Source organism: Brachybacterium avium, assembly GCF_002216795.1.
In the GTDB taxonomy this organism is placed as follows: Bacteria; Actinomycetota; Actinomycetes; order Actinomycetales; family Dermabacteraceae; genus Brachybacterium; species Brachybacterium avium.
The window spans coordinates 2,388,358-2,407,911 of record NZ_CP022316.1 but is presented as its reverse complement, the minus strand read 5'-3'; the positions used below and the strand labels follow the sequence as shown (position 1 = coordinate 2,407,911).

18 protein-coding genes and 1 pseudogene are annotated in these 19,554 nt (G+C 70.0%); 6 read left to right on the top strand and 13 right to left on the bottom strand.

Features of this window, described 5'->3' with window-relative positions; all coding sequences use genetic code 11:
* Positions 1-126 precede the first annotated feature (126 nt).
* The 4 genes from CFK39_RS10775 to CFK39_RS10760 all read left to right on the top strand — a co-directional run bounded on the left by CFK39_RS10775 (position 127) and on the right by CFK39_RS10760 (position 4,381).
* Positions 127-1,806, top strand: coding sequence for a type 2 periplasmic-binding domain-containing protein (locus tag CFK39_RS10775; RefSeq protein ID WP_089065461.1), 1,680 nt, complete (start codon positions 127-129; stop codon positions 1,804-1,806).
* Positions 1,807-1,870: 64 nt separating this feature from the next.
* A complete protein-coding gene (locus CFK39_RS10770) occupies positions 1,871-2,794 on the top strand; it encodes an ABC transporter permease (RefSeq protein WP_245822489.1) in 924 nt (307 codons plus the stop codon).
* Positions 2,794-3,747, top strand: a complete 954-nt coding sequence (locus tag CFK39_RS10765; protein ID WP_089065459.1) for a carbohydrate ABC transporter permease — start codon at positions 2,794-2,796, stop codon at positions 3,745-3,747. Before CFK39_RS10770 ends, CFK39_RS10765 begins: the two co-directional genes overlap by 1 nt.
* A 124-nt stretch (positions 3,748-3,871) precedes the next feature.
* Positions 3,872-4,381: a nucleoside deaminase gene (locus tag CFK39_RS10760; RefSeq protein WP_089065458.1), complete on the top strand. Its 510-nt coding sequence runs from the start codon at positions 3,872-3,874 to the stop codon at positions 4,379-4,381.
* A 42-nt stretch (positions 4,382-4,423) separates the two neighbouring features.
* Here the strand turns inward: CFK39_RS10760 and CFK39_RS10755 are convergent, their stop codons facing one another.
* The 3 genes from CFK39_RS10755 to CFK39_RS17190 form a co-directional block, all read right to left on the bottom strand.
* Positions 4,424-5,389 (bottom strand): pyridoxal-phosphate dependent enzyme, encoded by a 966-nt coding sequence (locus CFK39_RS10755; RefSeq protein ID WP_089065457.1) that lies wholly within the window; start codon positions 5,387-5,389, stop codon positions 4,424-4,426.
* A 127-nt stretch (positions 5,390-5,516) separates the two neighbouring features.
* Entirely contained in the window at positions 5,517-6,488 is a 972-nt protein-coding gene (locus CFK39_RS10750) for an amidohydrolase (protein WP_089065456.1), read from the bottom strand.
* Positions 6,489-6,602: 114 nt separating this feature from the next.
* The gene (locus tag CFK39_RS17190) at positions 6,603-7,139 is read right to left on the bottom strand and encodes a TetR/AcrR family transcriptional regulator (RefSeq protein ID WP_089065455.1); all 537 of its coding nucleotides are present in this window, start codon (positions 7,137-7,139) and stop codon (positions 6,603-6,605) included.
* A 98-nt stretch (positions 7,140-7,237) separates the two neighbouring features.
* Between CFK39_RS17190 and CFK39_RS10740 the strand changes: the two genes are divergently transcribed.
* Positions 7,238-8,749, top strand: coding sequence for an MFS transporter (locus CFK39_RS10740; protein ID WP_245822487.1), 1,512 nt, complete (start codon positions 7,238-7,240; stop codon positions 8,747-8,749).
* 267 nt (positions 8,750-9,016) lie between these two features.
* Here the strand turns inward: CFK39_RS10740 and CFK39_RS10735 are convergent, their stop codons facing one another.
* Genes CFK39_RS10735 through CFK39_RS10725 form a run of 3 tightly spaced genes read right to left on the bottom strand, consistent with a single transcriptional unit; the run spans position 9,017 to position 10,604 of the window.
* On the bottom strand, positions 9,017-9,466 hold the full coding sequence (locus tag CFK39_RS10735; protein ID WP_089065454.1) for a PIN domain-containing protein: 450 nt from the start codon (positions 9,464-9,466) through the stop codon (positions 9,017-9,019).
* Positions 9,463-10,278, bottom strand: coding sequence for an ImmA/IrrE family metallo-endopeptidase (locus CFK39_RS10730; protein ID WP_089065453.1), 816 nt, complete (start codon positions 10,276-10,278; stop codon positions 9,463-9,465). Before CFK39_RS10730 ends, CFK39_RS10735 begins: the two co-directional genes overlap by 4 nt.
* Entirely contained in the window at positions 10,278-10,604 is a 327-nt protein-coding gene (locus CFK39_RS10725; protein WP_089065452.1) for a helix-turn-helix domain-containing protein, read from the bottom strand. Before CFK39_RS10725 ends, CFK39_RS10730 begins: the two co-directional genes overlap by 1 nt.
* A 442-nt stretch (positions 10,605-11,046) precedes the next feature.
* On the opposite strand from CFK39_RS10725, the gene betT reads away from it, so the two are divergent.
* A complete protein-coding gene (gene betT / locus CFK39_RS10720) occupies positions 11,047-13,176 on the top strand; it encodes a choline BCCT transporter BetT (protein ID WP_172805702.1) in 2,130 nt (709 codons plus the stop codon).
* Between the two features lie 86 nt (positions 13,177-13,262).
* Here the strand turns inward: betT and rbsD are convergent, their stop codons facing one another.
* The 7 genes and pseudogenes from rbsD to CFK39_RS16265 all read right to left on the bottom strand — a co-directional run bounded on the left by rbsD (position 13,263) and on the right by CFK39_RS16265 (position 19,515).
* Complete coding sequence (gene rbsD / locus CFK39_RS10715) at positions 13,263-13,646, bottom strand: D-ribose pyranase (RefSeq protein ID WP_089065450.1); 384 nt, start codon at positions 13,644-13,646, stop codon at positions 13,263-13,265.
* The gene (locus CFK39_RS10710) at positions 13,643-14,572 is read right to left on the bottom strand and encodes a ribokinase (protein ID WP_089065449.1); all 930 of its coding nucleotides are present in this window, start codon (positions 14,570-14,572) and stop codon (positions 13,643-13,645) included. The genes rbsD and CFK39_RS10710 overlap by 4 nt, the downstream gene beginning before the upstream one ends.
* Positions 14,569-15,392: pseudogene (locus tag CFK39_RS10705) on the bottom strand (substrate-binding domain-containing protein). The gene CFK39_RS10710 and the pseudogene CFK39_RS10705 overlap by 4 nt, the downstream one beginning before the upstream one ends.
* 196 nt (positions 15,393-15,588) lie before the next feature.
* Positions 15,589-16,578, bottom strand: a complete 990-nt coding sequence (locus tag CFK39_RS10700; RefSeq protein ID WP_089065448.1) for an ABC transporter permease — start codon at positions 16,576-16,578, stop codon at positions 15,589-15,591.
* A 47-nt stretch (positions 16,579-16,625) separates the two neighbouring features.
* Entirely contained in the window at positions 16,626-18,173 is a 1,548-nt protein-coding gene (locus tag CFK39_RS10695) for a sugar ABC transporter ATP-binding protein (protein WP_089065447.1), read from the bottom strand.
* Positions 18,166-19,194, bottom strand: coding sequence for a LacI family DNA-binding transcriptional regulator (locus CFK39_RS10690; RefSeq protein WP_089065446.1), 1,029 nt, complete (start codon positions 19,192-19,194; stop codon positions 18,166-18,168). Before CFK39_RS10690 ends, CFK39_RS10695 begins: the two co-directional genes overlap by 8 nt.
* A gap of 144 nt (positions 19,195-19,338) precedes the next feature.
* Complete coding sequence (locus tag CFK39_RS16265; protein WP_157697143.1) at positions 19,339-19,515, bottom strand: hypothetical protein; 177 nt, start codon at positions 19,513-19,515, stop codon at positions 19,339-19,341.
* Between the last annotated feature and the right edge of the window lie 39 nt (positions 19,516-19,554).

The window sequence follows — 19,554 nt, the reverse complement described above, 5'->3', positions numbered from 1 at the left end:
GCGACCCGCAAGGCGTTGCGTGACCGTGAATTGGTTCACTACAGTGGGCGATCGCGACGGAGAATCTGTCACTCCTCGCAACACTCTGACCGCCCGCTATCGCGGGCCCGGCACGAAGGAGTCCTCATGGAGCAGCGTCGTTCCCCCGGACAAGACCGCAGCAACGCCCCCACCCGTCGGCAGGCCCTCGGCCTTGCGGGCGCCTCGCTCACCGCAGCCGGCCTCCTCAGCAGCTGCGGTTCATCCTCCAGCAGCTCCGCCAATGGCCCCCACGAGGAGCTGAAGATCCCGACCACCTCCGAGGTCGAGGCGGTCGACGGGCTCATCACCAGCGACATCGAGGGGGTCGCCCCGCTCTACGTCGGCTCCCCCGGCGCATACCGGGACGTCGTCACCGAGAAGCCCGCCTCGGGCGGTTCCCTCTCGAGCTTCCAGATCCTGTGGGGCGCCCCGGTCACCGGCCACGACGAGAACCAGGTCTGGCAGCAGCTCGAGGATGAGCTCGGGGTCGACTCCTTCGACATCACGATGGTTCCCGCCGCCTCCTACGGCGACAAGCTCGCCACACTGCTCGCCTCCGGACAGCTGCCCGACTTCGTCTACATCCAGCCCAGCGATCCCAACGCCGCACGCGCCCTCTCCGACGGCGCGTTCCTCGAGCTGAACGACTACCTCGAGGGCGACAAGGTCGAGCAGTACCCCAACATCGCGACCACCCCGCAGGGCGCCTGGACGGATACGGCGCGCAACGGCGCGCTGCTGGGCGTGCCGAACCCGGATCCGGTGCGCAACAACCTCCTGGTGCTGCGTCTGGACGCGATGAAGGAGGTCGGCGTCGACGCCGTGCCGGAGGACGCCGAGGATCTCAAGTCCCTGTGGCTCGAGCTGGCGAAGCTGGGGACCGTGGGCGGCCGCGAGGTGTTCGGCCACGGCGCGCTGGAGCCCACCACCTTCGAACCGCTGCACGACCTGGGGCAGGAGTTCCAGATCGTCGACGGGAAGGTCACCCACAAGTATCTGCTCCCCCAGTACGAGGATCACCTGGCCTTCATGGCCGAGCTGTGGAAGGGAGGCTTCTTCCACCCCGACGCGCTGGGGCAGGCGAACCCCGAGCTGTTCAAGCAGGGTCAGCAGCTGAACTACGAAGCATCCTTCGCCGGCTTCTACTGGGTGCCCGATGCCGGGCGCATCAATCTGTGCAAGAAGGCCGTGCCGACCGCAGAATTCGTCCACTACGCCATGCCCTCGGTCGAGGGCGGTGTCGGGAAGCACGCGCTCGGGAAGTCCTCCGGCGGCATGGTCTGCATCCCCGCCGATCGGGGCAAGGACGAGGACCGGGTCCGGGAGCTGCTGCGCATCTGCGACTACTACCGCTCGCCGTTCGGGTCCCAGGAGGCCCTGTTCCTCAACAGCGGCATCGAAGGGCGCCAGTTCGACTTCGACGCGGACAAGAATCTGGTCCCGGCCGACAACCCGCCCACCGAGGGAGCCTGCACCTGGCTGGGGCTGCTGCAGAACCGGGTCAACCAGCTGCCCGAGGTGAACAAGGACATGCTGGAGAACATCAAGGAGACGCTGGAGTCCGCCACGAGCTCCGGCTCCGTCTCGAAGGTCGACTCGCTGGTCTCTCCGGTGCAGATCCGCAATTCCTCGAAGCTGGATCAGGTCCACAAGGACTACTACAACGCCATCGTCTCCGGCCGCCGCCCGGTCACGGACGCCGCCGAGCTGCAGCAGACCTGGCTGGACCGCGGCGGTCAGGACGTCCTGGACGACTTCCAGAAGCAGCTGGACGAGGCGAGCTGATCCGATGGCGCTGAATCAGCTCCCGGTGTCGCAGAAGCCACCGCGGACACTCGCTGACACATCCGTGCGCGACGCCTCACCCCGACGCGTCCCGCTGGGACGACGTCTCCTCAAGGAGAAGTGGACCTACCTCTTCATCCTTCCCGGCGTGCTCTACTTCGCGATCTTCCACTACATCCCTCTGCTGGGGAACGTGGTCGCGTTCCAGGACTTCTCCCCGTTCCGCGGGATCTTCGGGTCCGAGTGGATCGGGCTGGAGAACTTCCGCAGCATCGTGCACGACCCGGAAGTGATCCGCGCTCTGACCAACACGCTGATCATCGCCTTCTTGCAGATCGTGTTCGCCTTCCCGGCGCCGATCATCCTCGCGCTGTTCCTGAACTCGCTGATCTCGAACCGGATCAAGCGCGGCATCCAGACCATCGTCTACCTGCCCCACTTCATCTCGTGGGTGGTCGTGGTCTCCATCTGGCAGAAGATCCTGGGCGGCGCGGGCCTCGTCTCCGAGGTGCTCGAGAGGGTGGGCGTCGACGGCGTCAACATCATGGCCAATCCCGAGACCTTCAAGATCCTCGTCACCAGTCAGGTGATCTGGAAGGACGTCGGCTGGGGGACGATCATCTTCTTCGCGGCGATCGTCGCCATCCCCAGCGAGCTGTACGAATCGGCCGCCACCGACGGGGCGAGCTCCTGGCGCCGGATGTGGCACATCACCCTGCCGGGCATGATGCCGGTCATCTCGATGCTGCTCATCCTCAATGTCGGGACCGCGCTGACAGTCGGCTTCGAGCAGATGCTGCTGCAGCAGCCTGCGGTGGGCGCCGACGCCGCACAGGTGCTGGACACCTTCGTGTACTTCCGCGGCATCGCCGGCGGGGATTGGGGGGTCGCCACGGCGGCCGGACTCATCAAGGGCGTGATCGCAACGATCCTCGTCCTCGGCGCCAACAAGATCGCCAAGCTGCTCGGCGGGGAAGGAGTGATCTGATGACCACCACAGGACTGCGCGGAGCCACCGAGCTGGCCCACGAGACGACGACGCCACCGCCGAAGCGTCGACGCGGCGCCCGGCGCCCCATCTGGCAGGAGGCCCCGTCCACCGGTCTGCAGGCGCTCAAGGTCGTCTTCATCATCGCGGTGTGCCTGGTGATGCTCTACCCCTTCGTCTACGTGATCGGGATGAGCTTCGCCGCCCCCGAGTCGGTCACCTCCGGGCAGCTGTTCCCCACCAGCTTCTCCACCGGTGCCTACAAATCGATCCTGGGTGGTGGGATCATCTCCCGCGCGCTGATGAACTCCGCGTTCATCACCATTGTCGGGACTCTCCTGTCCACCCTGGCGACCGCCCTGCTCGCCTACGGCCTGACCCGGACCCGATTCACCCCGGGCGCCCGCGGCGTGCTGCTGATGGTGCTGCTGACCATGCTGTTCGGCGCCGGGCTCATCCCCAACTATCTGCTGGTGAAGAACCTGGGGCTGTTGGACACCTACTGGGCGCTGATCCTCCCGGTGCTGATCTCCCCGTTCAACATGGTGGTCATGCGTGCCTTCTTCATGGGCCTGCCCAGCGAGCTGCTGGAGGCGGCCCGCATCGACGGCGCCTCCGAGCCGCGGATCTTCTTCACCATCGTCATCCCGCTGTCGAAGGCGGTGATCGCCGTGATCGCACTGTTCTACGCAGTGGGCTACTGGAACGTCTTCTTCAACGCGATGATCTACATCAACGACACGGAGAAATGGCCGATCCAGGTGGTGCTCAACCAGTTCGTGGTGCAGAACTCGGACATCGCGAGCGTGACCAATCCGAATGAACCGCCGCCCCCTGCCGTCAGCGTGCAGAACGCGGTGATCGTGCTGGCCACGCTGCCCATCCTCTGCGTGTACCCGTTCCTGCAGAAGTACTTCACCAAGGGGGTGCTGACCGGATCCATCAAGGGATGACGAGCACCTCGGCGCCTGCCTCCGCCCGCTGCGCTCCGTTCCTGGACGCAGCCGCCTGCGGGCGGACGGAGACATCCTGCGGTGCACCCGTGCCTGGTTCGAGTTCGCATGGTTCAGTGGAGCCATGACTGATCCTGCCGCCCGCCCCAACGCTGCTCTCACAGATGCCGAGCGCGCCTGGCTGCGCCGCTGCGTGGACCTCGCCGAAGAGGCGCTCGCAGCCGGGGACGAGCCCTTCGGCTCGCTCCTGGTCGACGCGGAGGGGACGGAGCTGTTCGCAGATCGCAACCGGGTCGCCGGCGGCGACGACACCCAGCACCCCGAGTTCGCGATCGCGCGCTGGGCCGCCGAGCACCTCTCCCCCGCCCAGCGCGCGGCTGCGACGGTGTTCACCTCCGGCGAGCACTGCCCGATGTGCGCCGCCGCCCACGCCTGGGTGGGGCTCGGCCGGATCGTCTACGCCAGCAGCGCCGTGCAGCTGAGCGCGTGGGGCCAGGAGTGGGGAGCACCGGCGGGGCCGGTCGCTCCGCTGCCAATCCAGGTGGTCGCGCCGGGGGTCGAGGTGGCAGGGCCGGATGCGGAGCTCAGCGCTGAGATCCGGGAGCTGCAGGCGCGAGCGCGCGGGATCCGCTGACCTCCGCACGCCCGGCATCCCTTCGTGCGCACGGCTGGATGCTCAGGCCGCCGCCACGGGATTGGCCGCAGCCCCCTCGGTGATCAGCAGCACGACCACGCTGTCCGGTCCCAGACCCAGGTGCCGCCTGCGCGCCTGCCCCTCGTGGCCCGTCAGGACCTCCCGCGCGCCCGCCAGGGAAGCCGCCCCGCACGGCCCGGCCTCGACCCCGAGGGCCGCCAGGCCGTGCGCCGCGTCGATCGCTCCCTGATCGCTCACCGTGACCGCGGCGTCGAGCCCGCCACGGATCAGCGGCCAGGCCAGCGAGGAGGGGGTGCCGCAGTTCAGCCCGGACAAGATCGTCGTCCCGGTCTCCACGGTGACGGGACGCCCTGCCACGAGGCTGGGCCCGATGCAGGCCGCGGCGTCGGGTTCGACGGAGACGACAGCAGTGCTGCCGGACCTGCTGCGGCAGCGGTGGTGGGCCAGCGCGGCCTGCAGCAGCGAGCCGACCCCGGTGGGGACGAGCAGGAGATCCGGGCTGCCCCGTCCGGCATCGCGCAGCTGGGTATCGATCTCCGAGAACAGAGTCGCATAGCCCTCGACGATCCACCCCGGCACCTCCTCGTAGCCGTCCCAGGCGGTGTCCTGGACGAGCACCCCGTCGTGCTCCGACGCATAGTCGGCGGCGGCGCGGACCGTCTGGTCGTAGGAGCCGTCCACCTCCACCACTTCGGCGCCCTCGGCACGGATCGCCGCGATCGCCGAGGGGTGGACACCTCCTGCCGGCACCATGATGCGGGCCGGGCGCCCGGCCGCGCGGGCGAAGTGGGCCACGGCCCGCCCGTGATTGCCGTCGGTCGCCGTGACCACCTCGGCCCCGGGTCGTCGGCCCGCTGTCTGGAGCGCGCGGTGGACCGCCCACGACGCTCCGAGGGCCTTGAAGGCCGGCAGCCCCAGCCGGGTGGATTCGTCCTTCGCGACGACGGCGCCGACGCCGAGCTCGCGGGCCAGCTCCGGCAGTTCCACCAGCGGGTCGGGGCGTAGCCGTCGAGGGTGCGGTGGAAGAGCTGCGCCGCCTCGTCCGGGTCCGGGCAGGACCAGGACGGGTCGCGGTCACTCGCGACCCAGCGTCGGGCGGTGGGCTCGGCAGTGCTCATGCTTGGTTCTCCTTTGTCAGTCGGGCACGGACGAGTGCGGTGAAGTAGTCGATCCCGACGGGGAGGATCGCGTCGTTGTAGTCAAAACGCCGGCTGTGCAGCGGCGCTGTGCCGTCGTCGGCGATCTCCCCGGCGCCGAGGAGGGCGAAGCAGGCCGGCACGGCGCGGGCGAAGGCGGCGAAGTCCTCGCTGGCGGTGATCGGCTGGCAAGTCGGGTCGACCCGGTCATCGCCGACGGCCGCCGCGGCCGCGGCCGTCGCGTGGCGGGCACAGCCCGGGTCGTTGATCGTCGGGCGGAAGACGCGCGTGTAGGACACCTCGGATACGGCCCGGTGGGCGCGGGCGATCCCCGCGGCGATGACCAGGGGGTCGAGGACGAGGTGCGGGGCCGAGGCATGCCCGCCTCTGCCGGTGACGGCGATCTCGAAGTTGTCCTCCGCGGCCATGAGCGGTCCGCTGCGCGTGTGGATCTCTCCCTCGGGCAGCCCGGGCAGGTTGTGCAGTCCGTAGATCTCGTCGATGGGGAAGCGGGCGAACAGTCCGTCGGCGAGCATGGCCTCGGCGCCGGTCCCGGGCTCCTCGGCCGGCTGGAAAACGAGGCGAACGGTGCCCTCCCAGTCGGCGCCCTCCGTCAGCGCGGCGGCGGCACCGAGCACCATCGCCATGTGCCCGTCATGGCCGCAGGCGTGCATGGCGCCGGCATTGCGTGAGCTGTGGGCGACCCCGGTGCGCTCCTCGATCGGCAACCCGTCCATATCCGCGCGCAGCGCGATCGAGCGGGTGCTGGTACCTCGCGTCAACGAGGCGACGACACCACTACCGCCGACGCCGGTCGTCACCTCCCATCCGAGATCCGTGCAGATCCGGGCGACGAAGTCCGCCGTCTCGCCGACGTCGAAGGCGATACCCGGGATCCGATGGAGCTCCCGGCGCCACCGGATGGCCAGCTCATACAGGTTTGCCGTCATGACCTCAGCATCCCTGGCCGGCACGACGCCGTCCACCGCCCGCTCACAGCGGGGCTCTGCGACCGCCGCGCGCGTGCAGTTCACTGCGGCGGGACCGCTTCGTCGCAGCCGTGCTCAGCGCGGGGCGCTGTCGAGGAGGTGACCGATCACCGGCATCAGCTCGTCGGGTCCGAAGTGCGCGGCATCGGCGTGGTCGCCGCCGGTGAGCGCGGCATCGAAGTAGAGCCCGTCGCCGATGAGCAGGATCGCGCGGGCGGTCGGCAGGTGGGCGACCTCCTCGATGATGAGCTCGAGCCACGCTTCGCGCGCCCGGGCCATCGCCGCGCGGGCACCGGCATGGGATTCCTGGGCGAGCTGGGCCACGGCGACGAGCGCTCGGTCCAGCGGGGAATCCGTCCAGACGGAGGTGCGCACGTAGTAGTGCGACGGGCCGTCCTCGGCCTTCCGCATCGCCTCGCGGTCCTCGCCGACCAGCTCCTCGAGCCGGTCGATCAGGGCCTCGGCGAGCGCGTCCTTGGACCGGAAGTGGTAGAGGAGCCCGCCCTTGGAGACCCCGGCCTCGGCCGCGACCGCCTCGAGGGTGGTCGCTCGCTGCCCCTCGGCCAGGAGCAGCGTCTGATAGGCGGTGAGCAGGGCATCGCGGGCGGACATGAGAGCGACCTTACGCGCCCTCGGGGCTGATCCGCCTTGAACTGTACCGTCTGGACGGTTTAGTGTGAGCTCGTCCCGCACACATCCTGGAGGTTCCCGTGCCGCCTGCCCTCGACACGGCTGCCTCACCCGTCCGCGCCCCCTCTCGGTGGTGGGCCCTGGCGGTGCTGATGCTCCCGGTCCTGCTGGTCGCCATCGACAACACGGTGCTCGCCTTCGCGCTGCCCGCGATCTCCGAGGCGCTCACCCCCAGCGGCCAGCAGCTGCTGTGGATCGTGGACATCTACCCGCTGATCCTCGCCGGCCTGCTGGTGCCGATGGGCAGCCTGGGCGACCGTCTCGGGCGTCGGCGGCTGCTGCTGATCGGCGGCAGCGGCTTCACGCTGATCTCGGCCCTGGCCGCGTTCTCCCCGACCGCCGGGATCCTGATCGCCGCACGCGCCCTGATGGCCGTGTTCGGGGCCATGCTCATGCCGGCCACGCTCTCACTGATCCGTAACATCTTCACCGACCCCACCCAGCGCCGCACCGCGATCGCGATCTGGGCGGCCGGGTTCTCGGGAGGAGCGGCACTGGGCCCGATCGTCGGCGGATTCCTGCTGGAGCACTTCGCCTGGGGCTCGGTGTTCCTGCTCTCCGTCCCCGTGATGCTCCCGCTGCTGCTGCTCGGCCCGCTCCTGATCCCGGAGTCGAAGGATCCTGCGCCGGGACCGGTGGATCCTCCCAGCGTGCTGCTCGCCCTGGCGACGATGACGCCGCTGGTCTATGCGATCAAGCGCGTCTCCACCACGGGCCTCGATATCCCCGCGATCGCCTGCGCGGTGATCGCGGTGCTGTGCGGGGCGGCCTTCGTGCGCCGGCAGCTGGCCCGGCCGGTGCCGATGCTCGACGTCACGCTGTTCACCCGCCCGGTGTTCACCGGCGCGGTGGCCGCGAACCTGCTCAGCGTGTTCTCGCTGGTGGGGTTCTTGTACTTCGTCTCGCAGCACCTGCAGCTGGTCAGCGGCCACAGCCCGATGGAGGCGGGGCTCCTGCTGCTGCCGGGCCTGGTGGTGACGATCGCCTCCGGGCTGCTGGTGGTGCGGGTGGTCCGCCACATCACCCCGGCCACCGCCGTGGTGGTGGGGCTCTGCCTGAACGCCACCGGATTCGCGCTGGTGATGGTCTCGAGCTTCTGGGGCGGCGACCTCGTGCTGCTGCTGGCGTTCGCGGTCCTCGGCGCGGGGGTGGGCACTGCCGAGACGATCAGCAACGACCTCATCCTCTCCGCCGTCCCGGCCGAGAAGGCCGGGGCCGCCTCGGCGATCTCCGAGACCGCGTACGAGACCGGGGCCGTCCTCGGCACCGCCGTGCTGGGCAGCCTGCTGAACGCCGCCTACCGCAGCCACCTCGAGGTGCCCGCCGGGCTCACAGCCTCGCAGCACGCCGCGGCCTCGGAGACCCTCGGCGGGGCGACGACGGTGGCCGCCGAGCTGCCGGCCCGCACCGGTCAGGTGCTGCTGGACTCCGCCCAGCACGCCTTCGACTCCGGTGCTCTGCTGACCAGCGGGATCGGCGCGGGGCTGATGGTCATCGCGGCGGCGATCGCGCATCGGACGCTGCGGGGGTGAGGCCCGGGGAGGGATGCTCCGTTCACCACGGCACCCCGCACCGCACGTTGCCCCGCAGGAGTGGGTCGAGCACGGGGATCAGCCCAGGCCGATGGAAATTCACGACGCGGAGGTGTCATCCCGATCAGGTCCAGGGCACCGGCGCTGGGCCGGAAGCGCTTGCGCCAGCCCAGGATCGCCCCTCGGAAACGGCCTGGTCAGCGATCCGTGAAGCCATCTTCCCGCGGCCAGTCGCCGCTCAGTCCATCGGTGGATCGAGGCTCAGAGTCAACGCACTTCACGCGGTACGGACCAGCAGGGCAGCGTCATCAGGTCCGTCTGATCCAGTGGCACGAGGCCATCGTCGAGGCGGCGCATCCGCGTGTACAGATCGCGCATCGACTGGCGATCCGGGAGCTCCCGTTTGCCCGCGGCGTTCCTCAGCACCGTCATCGTGCTGATGAGGCGCATCTGGCCCACTGGGCGCCCTGCACCACGAAGACGGTCGAGTCGTTGTGCTTCCAGAGCAGCCAGACGTCGCCCTCCCCCGTCATCGATGAGCACAGTCATCTCATCGCCGGCTTCAGCGGCGACGACGGCGTGAGCAACGACCATCATCTCGCCCAGGTCCTTGGTGGCACGTACGCGCTGGCCCACCGTGGCGAAGAGCATCCGCTCCTTGGTGAGCGCGAAGAAGTTGAGGCCCGGCCCGGCATCCATGATCGGCCGCGGAGTCATGTCGACGGGTCCGCATCCTCCAGATCGCTCACGTCGATCGTGGGCTCGGGCAGCTCATGGAGTTCATAGTCTTCCGGGTCCAGCTGCTCTGGAACGATTCCGGCAGCGGCCAGTTCATCCTGCACCGTCTCGACGGGCACGCCTCGCACGGTGGCGACGGCTTGGGCTGAGATCACCCCCGCCGCGTACCCGGCGATCGTTCGAGCGACCAGTCCCTGAGGCGCACGAAGGCGGTCGGAGTCCGCTTGCAGCGTGGCGTAATGATCACTCCACCCGAAGCGTGTGGCCAGGTGAGGCGTGCTCAGCACCCTCCAGGAATCGCATCTACTCGAGTCGATCAATCCGGCGTCCCTCATCGCGATCGCTGCGATCGCGGGTGAGACGAGGAATCTCTGCACGACGGCAGACAGCGTGGACGCCTCGGCATGGTGCCCCTCGCCGAGGAACGCGGTGAGCCCCGCACGGGGAGTCAGCAGGTGCCGGGCGAAGGCATCGGCACGGATCTCTTCCGGTGAACGCTTCGCGAGGCCCTGTGTCCAATCGCCGAACACCACGTGAGCAAGCTCGTGGGCGAGCGTGCTGCGCTGACGCATCGGATGCCGAGTGCGAGCGACGCCGATGAACGTCCGGTCTCGCACCGGGTCACGCATCGTCAGCCCATGGGAGTCCGCCGGCGCCTCAAGCACTGCGACATCGTGCCCCGTAGTCTGCTCGATCAGTGCTACGAGATCCCCGAGAGGTTGAACTCCCAGGCGGTACTGCTGCCGGAATGCCTCAGCGGCCGTCTCGGCCTGCTGCTCCGCGCCGACCATCAGAGCGCTGGGATCGCGTGGTCATCGAGGTAGGCGTCAAGCTCCATGAAGTGCAGGAGGCGCTGACGCATAGCGTCCATGCCCTCGCCATTCGTCGAGCGGGCCGCGCATTGCACACGGTCCGCCACGGCACTTCCGGTGAGCTGAGCAACGGTGCACCCCACCGCGTCAGCGATCAGGACGATCTCCGGCATCTTGGCCGGGCGTGTGCCAGCGAGGATGCGCTGCAAGGTCGGCTGCGAAACACCCGCCCTGTCCGCTAATTCGCGTTGCGACAGGCCGGCTGCCGTGCGTGCGCTTTCGATCGCAGCGATCATCACGCCCATCACCACACCTCCTGAATCACTATCGCAAGGGTGATTCAGTCTATCGTGCGGCGGCACCACGGTCCACCCCTGCGTTCGCATGGTGTGAGCACCCCTCGCGATCGGAGGCGCGTCCCCTCCCCGGTGCGCACCTGCAATCGCGCCCGGGCCGTGCACTGCGTGAGCCCGTCATGCGGCACCGCCTCGGCGCCCGGGAACCGCACCGTCGCGCGCTGGCGTCGACGTGCTCACCCTGCAACGGTCGCCCCCGCAGGTCACGACGCACCGGAGGTACGCTTCGGACGCCGCCCCTCGAGCGAAAGGAGAACGACGTGCCGGAGCCCGATGACGCGCAGCGATCCGCGGAGCACCTGCCCGCACCGGAAGTCCAGCGCGGCCAGTTCGGCGCCACCGAGCGCCGCACCGCCGACAAGGACACGCGCCCCCGTCCTCGAGCACGGAGCTGCGCACCAAGGGCCCTGCGGACTTCGCCGACCGTGCGCAGCCGCGCATCAACTGGCTGGTCTTCGTCAGCGCATCGCTGATCATCCTCACGTTCTCGGTCTGGGCGATCCTCTCCCCCGACCACGCCGCCGGGACGATGAACCTCGCCGTCGACTGGATCTCCGTGAACCTCGGCTGGTTCTACGTGCTGACCATCACGCTGGCGATCCTGTTCGTGCTCTGGGTCGCCTTTTCCAAGGAGGGCGGGGTCCGGCTGGGACCGGACCACTCCCGGCCCCAGTACAACCTGTTCACCTGGGTCTCGATGCTGTTCGCCGCCGGGGTGGGCATCGACATGCTGTTCTACTCGGTGACCGGCCCGGTCACGCAGTACATCGCTCCCCCGTCGGTGACGCCGGAATCCGCCGAGGCGGCGCAGGATGCGGTGATCTGGACGATGTTCCACTACGGGATCGCCGGCTGGTCCGTCTACGCCCTGCTCGGCATGGCGATGGGGTACTTCGCCTACCGCTGGGGCATGCCGCTGTCGATCCGCGCGGCCCTGTACCCGCTGCTCGGCAAGCGGGTCCGCGGCCGGATGGGCGACGCGATCGACATCTTCGCCCTCGTGGGCACCGTCTTCGGCGTCGCCACCTCGATGGGCATCGGGGTGGTCCTGCTGAACGTCGGCTTCTCCCTCCTGTTCGGGCTGCCCGAGGGTCTGGCGCTGCAGATCGCGCTGGTCGCCGTCGCCGTCGTGATGACGATCGCGGCCTGCACCTCGGGGGTCGACAAGGGGATCCGCATGATCTCCGAGCTGAACCTCTGGGTGGCCGGCGCGATGATCGCGTACATCCTGATCAGCGGGAACACCGCCTTCCTGCTCAGCACGATGGTCGAGAACATCGGCCGCTTCGTCTTCACCCTGCCCGCCCGGACCCTGGAGACCTTCGGATACGTCGACGGCGGCGCCGAATGGATGAGCAGCTGGACCCTGTTCTTCTGGGCGTTCTGGCTCGCGTGGGGGCCGTTCGTGGGCCTGTTCCTCGCCCGCATCTCCCGCGGGCGCACACTGCGCGAGTTCGTGATCGCGGCGATCACCGCGCCGGTGCTGTGCGACTTCCTCATCGTGACGATCTTCGGGAACTCCGCACTGCGCAAGGTGCTGGACGGGGACTCCGAGTTCGCGGCGCTCGCGATGGCCAACCCGCAGCACGGCTGGTACGCCCTGCTGCAGTCCCTGCCCGGGGCGAGCTTCCTGATCGGCCTGGCCACCCTCTCCGGCATGCTCTTCTACCTCACCAGCGCCAACTCCGGCGCCATGGTGATGGCCAACTTCTCCTCCTCCATCCCCGATCCCGCGCAGGACGGCGCGAAGTGGCTGCGCATCTACTGGGCGCTGGTCACGGCGGTGCTGACGATCGGGATGCTGATCGCCGGGGGCGTGCGCACGATGGAGCTGGCGACGCTGATCTTCGCGCTGCCGGTGACGATCATCGTCTATCTGGTGATGGCCTCGTTCTCGAAGGTGCTGCGGATGGAACGCGCCGAACGCGAGGGGATCACGAGGCGCACGCCGCAGGTCGCCGCGCACGGCGGCCACGCGCCCGAGAAGACGTGGCGGCAGCGGCTCGCGCAGATCCGGTCCTACCCCACCGAGCGCGCCGTCGCACGGTTCGAGACCGACGTGATCTCCCCCGCGCTGCGGGACGTCTCGGCGGAGTTCACGAAGCTCGGCTACACGGCCTCGCTCACGACCGGCCCCGGAGCCGGCGGCGCGATCTCCGAGTACACGCTGGTGGTGACGATGCCCGAGGGGCAGCGGGACTTCCAGTACCGGGTCGCGCCCGTGCAGGCCGCCGTCCCCACCTTCGGTGCCCGCAGCATGTCCCGGGGCGCGGATGTGTACTACCGCCTCGAGGTGTTCACGCAGACCGGCTCGGAGGGGTACGACCTCATGGGGCTGACGTCCCAGCAGGTGATCGACGACGTCATCGACCGGTACGAGGCGCATCTGGCGTTCCTGCAGTACTCCAACGAGCACGCCTACGAGTCCGTGATCACGCCGACCCGCGTGCCGCACACCGATCCCAGCCCGCACGTCCCCGAAGAGCCCGACGACGTCGAGCCGATCGACGACCGGCAGTAGCAGGTCCTCGTGCGGGTCAGCCCCGCAGCACGGCCGACGCCTGGGCCGGCATGCTGCGGGGCTGGATCCTGAGGGGAACGCTGCGTCTAGAACGGCACCCCGCATCGCACGATCACGTTCGAGAACGGGGTGGTCTCCCCCGTGCGCACCACGAAGCGCGCCTGGGCCGTGAGCTGCTTGAACTCCTCGTGCGCCACGCTCGCGGCGCCCGGGAACCGCGCCCGAAGCACCTCCCCCGCCGGGGAGCCCGCGGCCTCGGCGGCGATCACGGCGGCCTCCACCTCGATCTCGGCGAGGATCGAGTCGGTCACCTCGGCGAAGCCGGGCACGCCGAGGGTCACGGCGAGGTCCACGCGCGCCACTCCCGGCGGGATGGGCAGGCCGCAGTCGCCGATCACGAAGGTGTCGGTGTGGCCGAGGCGGGCCAGGTGCGCGCTGAGCTCGGGGTGGAGGATCCCGCGGCGCTTCATGCCCCTGCTCCGTCCAGCTGCGGCAGCTGGTCCTCGCTGCCGGGGTAGCTGGGCTGGGCGCCGTGGCCGGTGGCGGCGAAGGCCCCGACCCGGGAGGCGAAGCGGGCCGCGACCGGGAGGGACTCGCTGCGGGCGAGGCCGACGGCGAGCGCGCCGATGAACGCGTCGCCGGCGCCGGTGGTGTCCACTGCGGTCACCGGCGCCGCGGGGATCCTGTGGGTCCCGTCGGAGTCGGCCACGAGTGAGCCCTGCGCCCCCAGGGTCAGGACCACGGAGGCGATGCCGGCGGCGCGCAGGGCGCCTGCGATCAGTTCCGGCTGCTGCGGCGGGTCCATCTCGGGGGTCAGCTGCGCGAGGACCAGGGCGGCCTCGTGCTCGTTGACCACCAGCGGGTCGGAGGCCCGCAGCACGGCCGGGTCCAGCTCCATGACCGGGGCGGGGTTGTGCAGGAACCGTCCCTGTACGAGAGCGGGCAGGGCCTCGATCCCGTCTCGGGGGATCTCGCCCTGGCACACCACGATCGCCGCACCCTCGAGCACCTCGCGGGAGGCGGTCACCTGGGCGGCGTCCACGGCGTCGTTGGCGCCGGCGATCACCACGATGGTGTTCTCGCCGTCCTCGGCGACGGTCACGATCGCCAGGCCCGTCGGCCCCTCGATCTCGCGCACGCCGTCCAGGCCCACGTCGGCCGCGCGCAGGCCGGACAGGCCCACCTCGGCCTGGGCGTCGGTGCCGACGGCGCCGATCATCTGCACGCTCCCGCCGAGCTTCGCGGCGGCGACGGCCTGGTTCGCGCCCTTGCCGCCGGGCGTCATCTGTCCGCCGCGGCCGTGGAGGGTCTCCCCCGGCTGGGGGTGGCGGGCCACTTGGGCGCTGAGGTCGACGTTGATCGACCCGACCACCGCGATCGTGTCTGCGGGGCTCACTCGAACTCGCCTGCGTTGTCCTCGGTGATGGTGACGACCTCGACGGAGACCTCGGGCTCGACATCCTCGTCGGCGAGGACCTTGACGGCCTCGGCGACGGACTGCTTCCCGAGCTCGGCGGGCTGCTGGGCGATGGTGGCCTCCAGGGTGCCGTCGGCGACCGCGGCGATGCCCTCCTCGGTCCCGTCGAAGCCCACCACCATCACCTCGGAGCCGGCGCGGTCGCCGAGCGCCTCGATCGCGCCGAGCGCCATCTCGTCGTTCTCGCAGAAGATGCCGACCACGTCGGGGTTGGCCTGCAGCAGGTTGGTGGCCACGTTCAGGCCTTCGGCGCGGTCGAAGTTCGCGGTCTGCTGGGCGACCACGGTGATGTCGGAGAACTGCTCGATGCCCTCGGTGAAGCCCTGGCCGCGGTCGCGGGAGGCGGAGGAGCCGGGCACGCCCTGCAGCACGATCACCTGGCCCTCCTCACCGATCGCGGCGGCGAGCGCCTCGGCGGCCTGGGTGCCGCCGGCGACGTTGTCCGAGGCGACGAAGCTGGCCAGCTCCCCGGAGGTGGCGTCACGATCCACGGCGATGACGGGATGTCGGCGTTGTTCAGCGCCTCGACGGAGGTGGAGACGGCGTCGGAGTCGGTGGGGTTGACGATCACCAGGGAGATGCCCTGGGTGATGGCGTTGGCGAGCTGGTTGGCCTGGGTGGCGGAGTCGTCGGAGGCATCCTGGATGTCCAGGGTGACGCCCTGGGCCTCGGCCTCCGCCTTCGCGCCCTCGACGAGCTCGACGAAGAAGGGGTTGGTCTGGGTGGAGACGGCGAGCATGACGCGCTGGCCGCCGCCCTCCGCCTCGCCGCCGCCGCGGTTGCAGGCGGTCAGGGTGACGCCGGCGGCGGCCGCGGCGGTGAGGGCGAACAGGCCGCGGCGGCTGGTCATGGACTTGGTGATGGTGATCATGGCGATCTCCTTCTCTGCGGGGAGCTCGGGCTCCCGTGGGTTGTCAGTGGGGTGGTGGGGTGGGTCAGCGGGAGGTCTTGCGGCGCAGCACGTCGAAGCCGACGGCCAGGGCGATCACCAGGCCGATCACGACCTGCTGCCAGAACGAGGAGACGTTGAGGATGTTCAGCCCGTTGCGGATCACGGCCAGCAGGATCGCGCCGACCAGGGTGCCGGTGGCGCGGCCGGAGCCGCCGGCCAGCGACGCCCCACCGATGACGACGGCGGCGATCGCGTCCAGCTCGTAGCCGACACCGGCCTGGGGGCCGGCGGAGGAGAGCCGCCCGGCGAGGACCATCCCGGCGAGGCCCGCGAACAGGCCGGAGAGGGCGTAGACGATCACGAGGATCTTCTTGACGGGCAGGCCGGACAGTCGCGCGGCCTCCTCGTTGCCGCCGATGGCGTACATGGAGCGGCCCAGCACGGTGCGGGTGAGGATGAACCAGCACACCACCCCCGCGACCACCATCGCCAGGATCGGGACGGGGAAGCCGCCGAGGCTGCCGCCCATGAAGGAGACGGACTTCGAGGTGGTGATGGGGGTGCCGTTGGAGACGACGAGGGTCAGGCCGCGGGCCACGCTCATCATCGCGAGCGTCGCGATGAAGGAGGGCAGCTTGCCGTAGGCGATGGACAGGCCCGAGATCGCGCCGGCCAGTGCACCGATCAGCAGCCCCACCACGAGGGTGAGGATGCCGGGCAGGTTCAGCGAGGCGAAGGAGTAGGCGGAGACCACGGCGCCGAGCGCTGCGACGGAGCCGACGGAGAGGTCGATGCCGGCGGTGACGATCACGAAGGTCATGCCGAAGGCGAGGATCGCGACGACGGAGGCCTGGATGCCGATGTTGATGAGGTTCGGGACGGTCAGGAAGCTCGGGGTGGCGATGAACAGGCCGATGCACAGCAGGATCAGGCCCACGAGGGCGCCGTTGTTCATCGCCCAGTGGCCGAGGCGCGACAGGGTGGTGGGGCCCTTGCGGGTGGTGGGGCTGGGTGAGGTAGTGGTCGCGGTCATGCCGCGGCTCCTTTCGGAGGGGAGGGTGGGGCGGCGGGCGGGGCCCGTCAGGACGCCTCGGCGGTCGGCGTGGTGGGGTCCTCGTCGGTCACGGCCGACGAGATGGCGGAGACGGCGAGGCTCATGACGGAGTCCTCGGTGGCGTCGTTCGCGTCGAGGGTCCCGGCGACCTGGCCGTTGCTCATCACGAGGATGCGGTCGCTCATGCCGAGCACCTCGGGCAGTTCGCTGGAGACCATGACGACGGCGCCGCCGGCCTCGGTGATCTCGTTGATCAGCTCGTAGATCTCGACCTTGGCGCCGACGTCGACGCCGCGGGTGGGTTCGTCCAGCAGCAGCACGGTGGAGCCGGCCATCACCCAGCGGGCGAAGACGACCTTCTGCTGGTTGCCGCCGGAGAGGTTGCGGATCGGCTGGTCCAGGCCCGCCATCTTCACCGAGAGCTGCTCGGTGACCTTCGCGGCGCGGCGGCGCTGGCCGCGCCGGTCGGCGAGGCCCCTCTTGGCGGTGGAGCGCAGGGTGGCGTAGCCGGCGTTCTCGGCGACGCCCGCATCCAGCACCAGGCCCTGGGTCTTGCGGTCCTCGGGCACCAGGCCCAGGCCCCGGGCGATGGAGCGGCCGACGTCGTGGCTGCGCAGGGGCCGGCCCTGCAGGGTCACGGAGCCGGCGTCGTAGGGATCGGCGCCGAACACGGCGCGCAGCACCTCGGTGCGTCCCGCGCCGACGAGCCCGGCGATGCCGAGCACCTCTCCGGCGTGGACGGTGAAGTCGACGCCTTCGAAGGTGCCCTCGCTGGTCAGGCCCTCGACCTCGAGCAGCACCTCGCCCTGGGTCTCGGGGCGCTTGCGGGGGAACTGGTCGGCGATGTCGCGGCCCACCATGAGGGAGACGAGCTCGTCCTGGGAGGTGTCGGCGGGGACGGTGGCGATGAACTTGCCGTCGCGCAGCACGGAGACGGTGTCGCCGATGCGGGGGATCTCATCGAGATGGTGGGAGATGAACACCATGCCGACGTTCTGGCTCTTCAGATCCTCGACCACCCGGAACAGGGCATCGATCTCGCGCCCGGTGAGGGCGGCGGTCGGCTCGTCGAGGATCAGCAGGCGCGCGTTCTGGGAGAGCGCCTTGGCGATCTCGACCAGCTGCTGGCGGGCGATGCCGAGCTCGCCGACGGGCTGATCGAGGTCGACGTCGAGACCGATCTGCTCGAGCGCGTCCCGGGCGATCTGGTGCATCCGGCGGCGGTCGACCATGCCGAAACGCTTCGGGGTGCGGCCGAGCGTGATGTTCTCGGCGACGCTGAGCTGGGGCACCAGGTTCAGCTCCTGGTGGATGGTGGCGATGCCGTGCCGTTCAGCGGCTCTGACATCGGGCAGCTGGACGGGGGAGCCGTCGACCAGGATCCGGCCGGCGCCCGGCTGGTAGATGCCGGACATCATCTTGATTAGCGTGGACTTCCCGGCGCCGTTCTCGCCGAGGAGGACCTCGACCTGGCCGGCGCGGACATGCACGGTGACGTCATCGATGACGGTGACCGGGCCGAAGGATTTGCTCACCCCCTCGAGGGTGAGCAGGGCGGGTTGCGCGTCAGTCATGGTGTGGGACCTCGGCTTCCGTGGAGGTGGAGGGGTTGGTGAGCGCCTCGCCGGTGGGCAGGCGCAGGTGGGCGGGCAGGCGGTGCTCGGTGCGGGGGGTCTCGCCGCGAAGCTGAGCGTTCAGCAGGCGCACGGCGGTGGTGGCCATGCCCTCGAGGTCCTGGCAGATCAGCGGCAGCGGCGGCTGCAGGAGCGCGAAGGGGGCGATGTCGTCGAAGCCGATGAAGGGCAGGTCGCGGGCGGGGACGATCCCGGTCTCGAGGCATTCCCGCACGGCGCCGAGCGTCATCCGGGAATCCGCCGCCAGCACCGCGTCCACCCCGGCGGCGAGCAGGGCCCGCATGCCGTCGTGGCCGGCCTCCTCCTGGAAGTCGCCGTGCTGGACGACCGTCTCGATGCCGATGTCCTCGACCGCGGCGGTGAACTCGGCAAGCCGCTCCACGCCGGTGGAGGCCTGGGCGGGGCCGGAGAGGAACCCCAGCCGCTGCGCTCCCCCGCTGACGAGGGCGTGGACGGCGTCACGGATCGCGGCCCCAGTGTCGGAGACGACGGCGGGGACATCCATGCCGGGGATGGTGCGGTCCACGAACACCAGCGGCATCCCGGCGCCCTTGACGGCCTGCAGGGTGTCGTGGGCGGTGGAGAAGGGGGCGACGATGATCCCGTCCACCCGCTGCTGGCGCAGCACCAGCATGTACTGGCGCATCAGCTCGGGATCCTCGTTCGCGCTGCACAGCACCACGGACAGGCCCGAGGAGCGGGCCTCGCGCTCGACGACGTGGGCCAGTTCGGCGAAGAAGGGGTTCCGCACATCAGGGATCAGCAGGCCGATCGTCTCGGTGCGCTCCGAGCGCAGGGCCCGGGCCTGGGCGTTGGGGATGAAGTCCAGCCGCTCGGCCGCGGCGAGCACCCGCTCGCGGGTCTCGGTGGCGACGGAGCCGTTGCCGGAGAGGGCGCGCGAGGCGGTGCCGAGCGCGACGCCCGCCTCGGCGGCGATGTCTTTGATGGTGGGTCGAGACATCTGCGGCTCCTCGTCATCAGCGTTGATGGAAACGTTTCCATGCGGGAGCGTAGCACTGGGTGGGGTGGGGTTCAAGGGTGGTGGATGCCGGCCTGGTGGTCGCGAGGCGGACGCGCTGGGGAGCGAAGGTCGCTCCCACTGCACTCAGTGCCCGGGCACGTCCAGGGGCCGGAAGACGACGGGGCGGCCGCACCGGCGGCACCACCTTGCGTAGTGCTCGAGCACCAGGGCGACGTCCCGGTGCGGGACCCGGGCGCCGCGCTCGTCCTGCTCCGACTGGAGCTTCAGCCAGACCCCGTCGTCCTTGCTCGAGGCGCCCACGGACCCGGTGCGCGAGACGGCTCGGGCGGCGCTGCGCCA

Excerpts from the sequence above, each read along its gene's own strand:
- CFK39_RS10775 (WP_089065461.1), top strand. The coding sequence starts at position 127 with ATGGAGCAGCGTCGTTCCCCCGGACAAGACCGCAGCAACGCCCCCACC.
- CFK39_RS10765 (WP_089065459.1), top strand. The coding sequence starts at position 2,794 with ATGACCACCACAGGACTGCGCGGAGCCACCGAGCTGGCCCACGAGACG.
- CFK39_RS10760 (WP_089065458.1), top strand. The coding sequence starts at position 3,872 with ATGACTGATCCTGCCGCCCGCCCCAACGCTGCTCTCACAGATGCCGAG.
- CFK39_RS10750 (WP_089065456.1), bottom strand. The coding sequence starts at position 6,488 with ATGACGGCAAACCTGTATGAGCTGGCCATCCGGTGGCGCCGGGAGCTC.
- CFK39_RS17190 (WP_089065455.1), bottom strand. The coding sequence starts at position 7,139 with ATGTCCGCCCGCGATGCCCTGCTCACCGCCTATCAGACGCTGCTCCTG.
- CFK39_RS10735 (WP_089065454.1), bottom strand. The coding sequence starts at position 9,466 with ATGACTCCGCGGCCGATCATGGATGCCGGGCCGGGCCTCAACTTCTTC.
- CFK39_RS10730 (WP_089065453.1), bottom strand. The coding sequence starts at position 10,278 with ATGGTCGGCGCGGAGCAGCAGGCCGAGACGGCCGCTGAGGCATTCCGG.
- CFK39_RS10725 (WP_089065452.1), bottom strand. The coding sequence starts at position 10,604 with ATGGGCGTGATGATCGCTGCGATCGAAAGCGCACGCACGGCAGCCGGC.
- rbsD (WP_089065450.1), bottom strand. The coding sequence starts at position 13,646 with ATGAAGCGCCGCGGGATCCTCCACCCCGAGCTCAGCGCGCACCTGGCC.
- CFK39_RS10700 (WP_089065448.1), bottom strand. The coding sequence starts at position 16,578 with ATGACCGCGACCACTACCTCACCCAGCCCCACCACCCGCAAGGGCCCC.
- CFK39_RS10695 (WP_089065447.1), bottom strand. The coding sequence starts at position 18,173 with ATGACTGACGCGCAACCCGCCCTGCTCACCCTCGAGGGGGTGAGCAAA.
- CFK39_RS10690 (WP_089065446.1), bottom strand. The coding sequence starts at position 19,194 with ATGTCTCGACCCACCATCAAAGACATCGCCGCCGAGGCGGGCGTCGCG.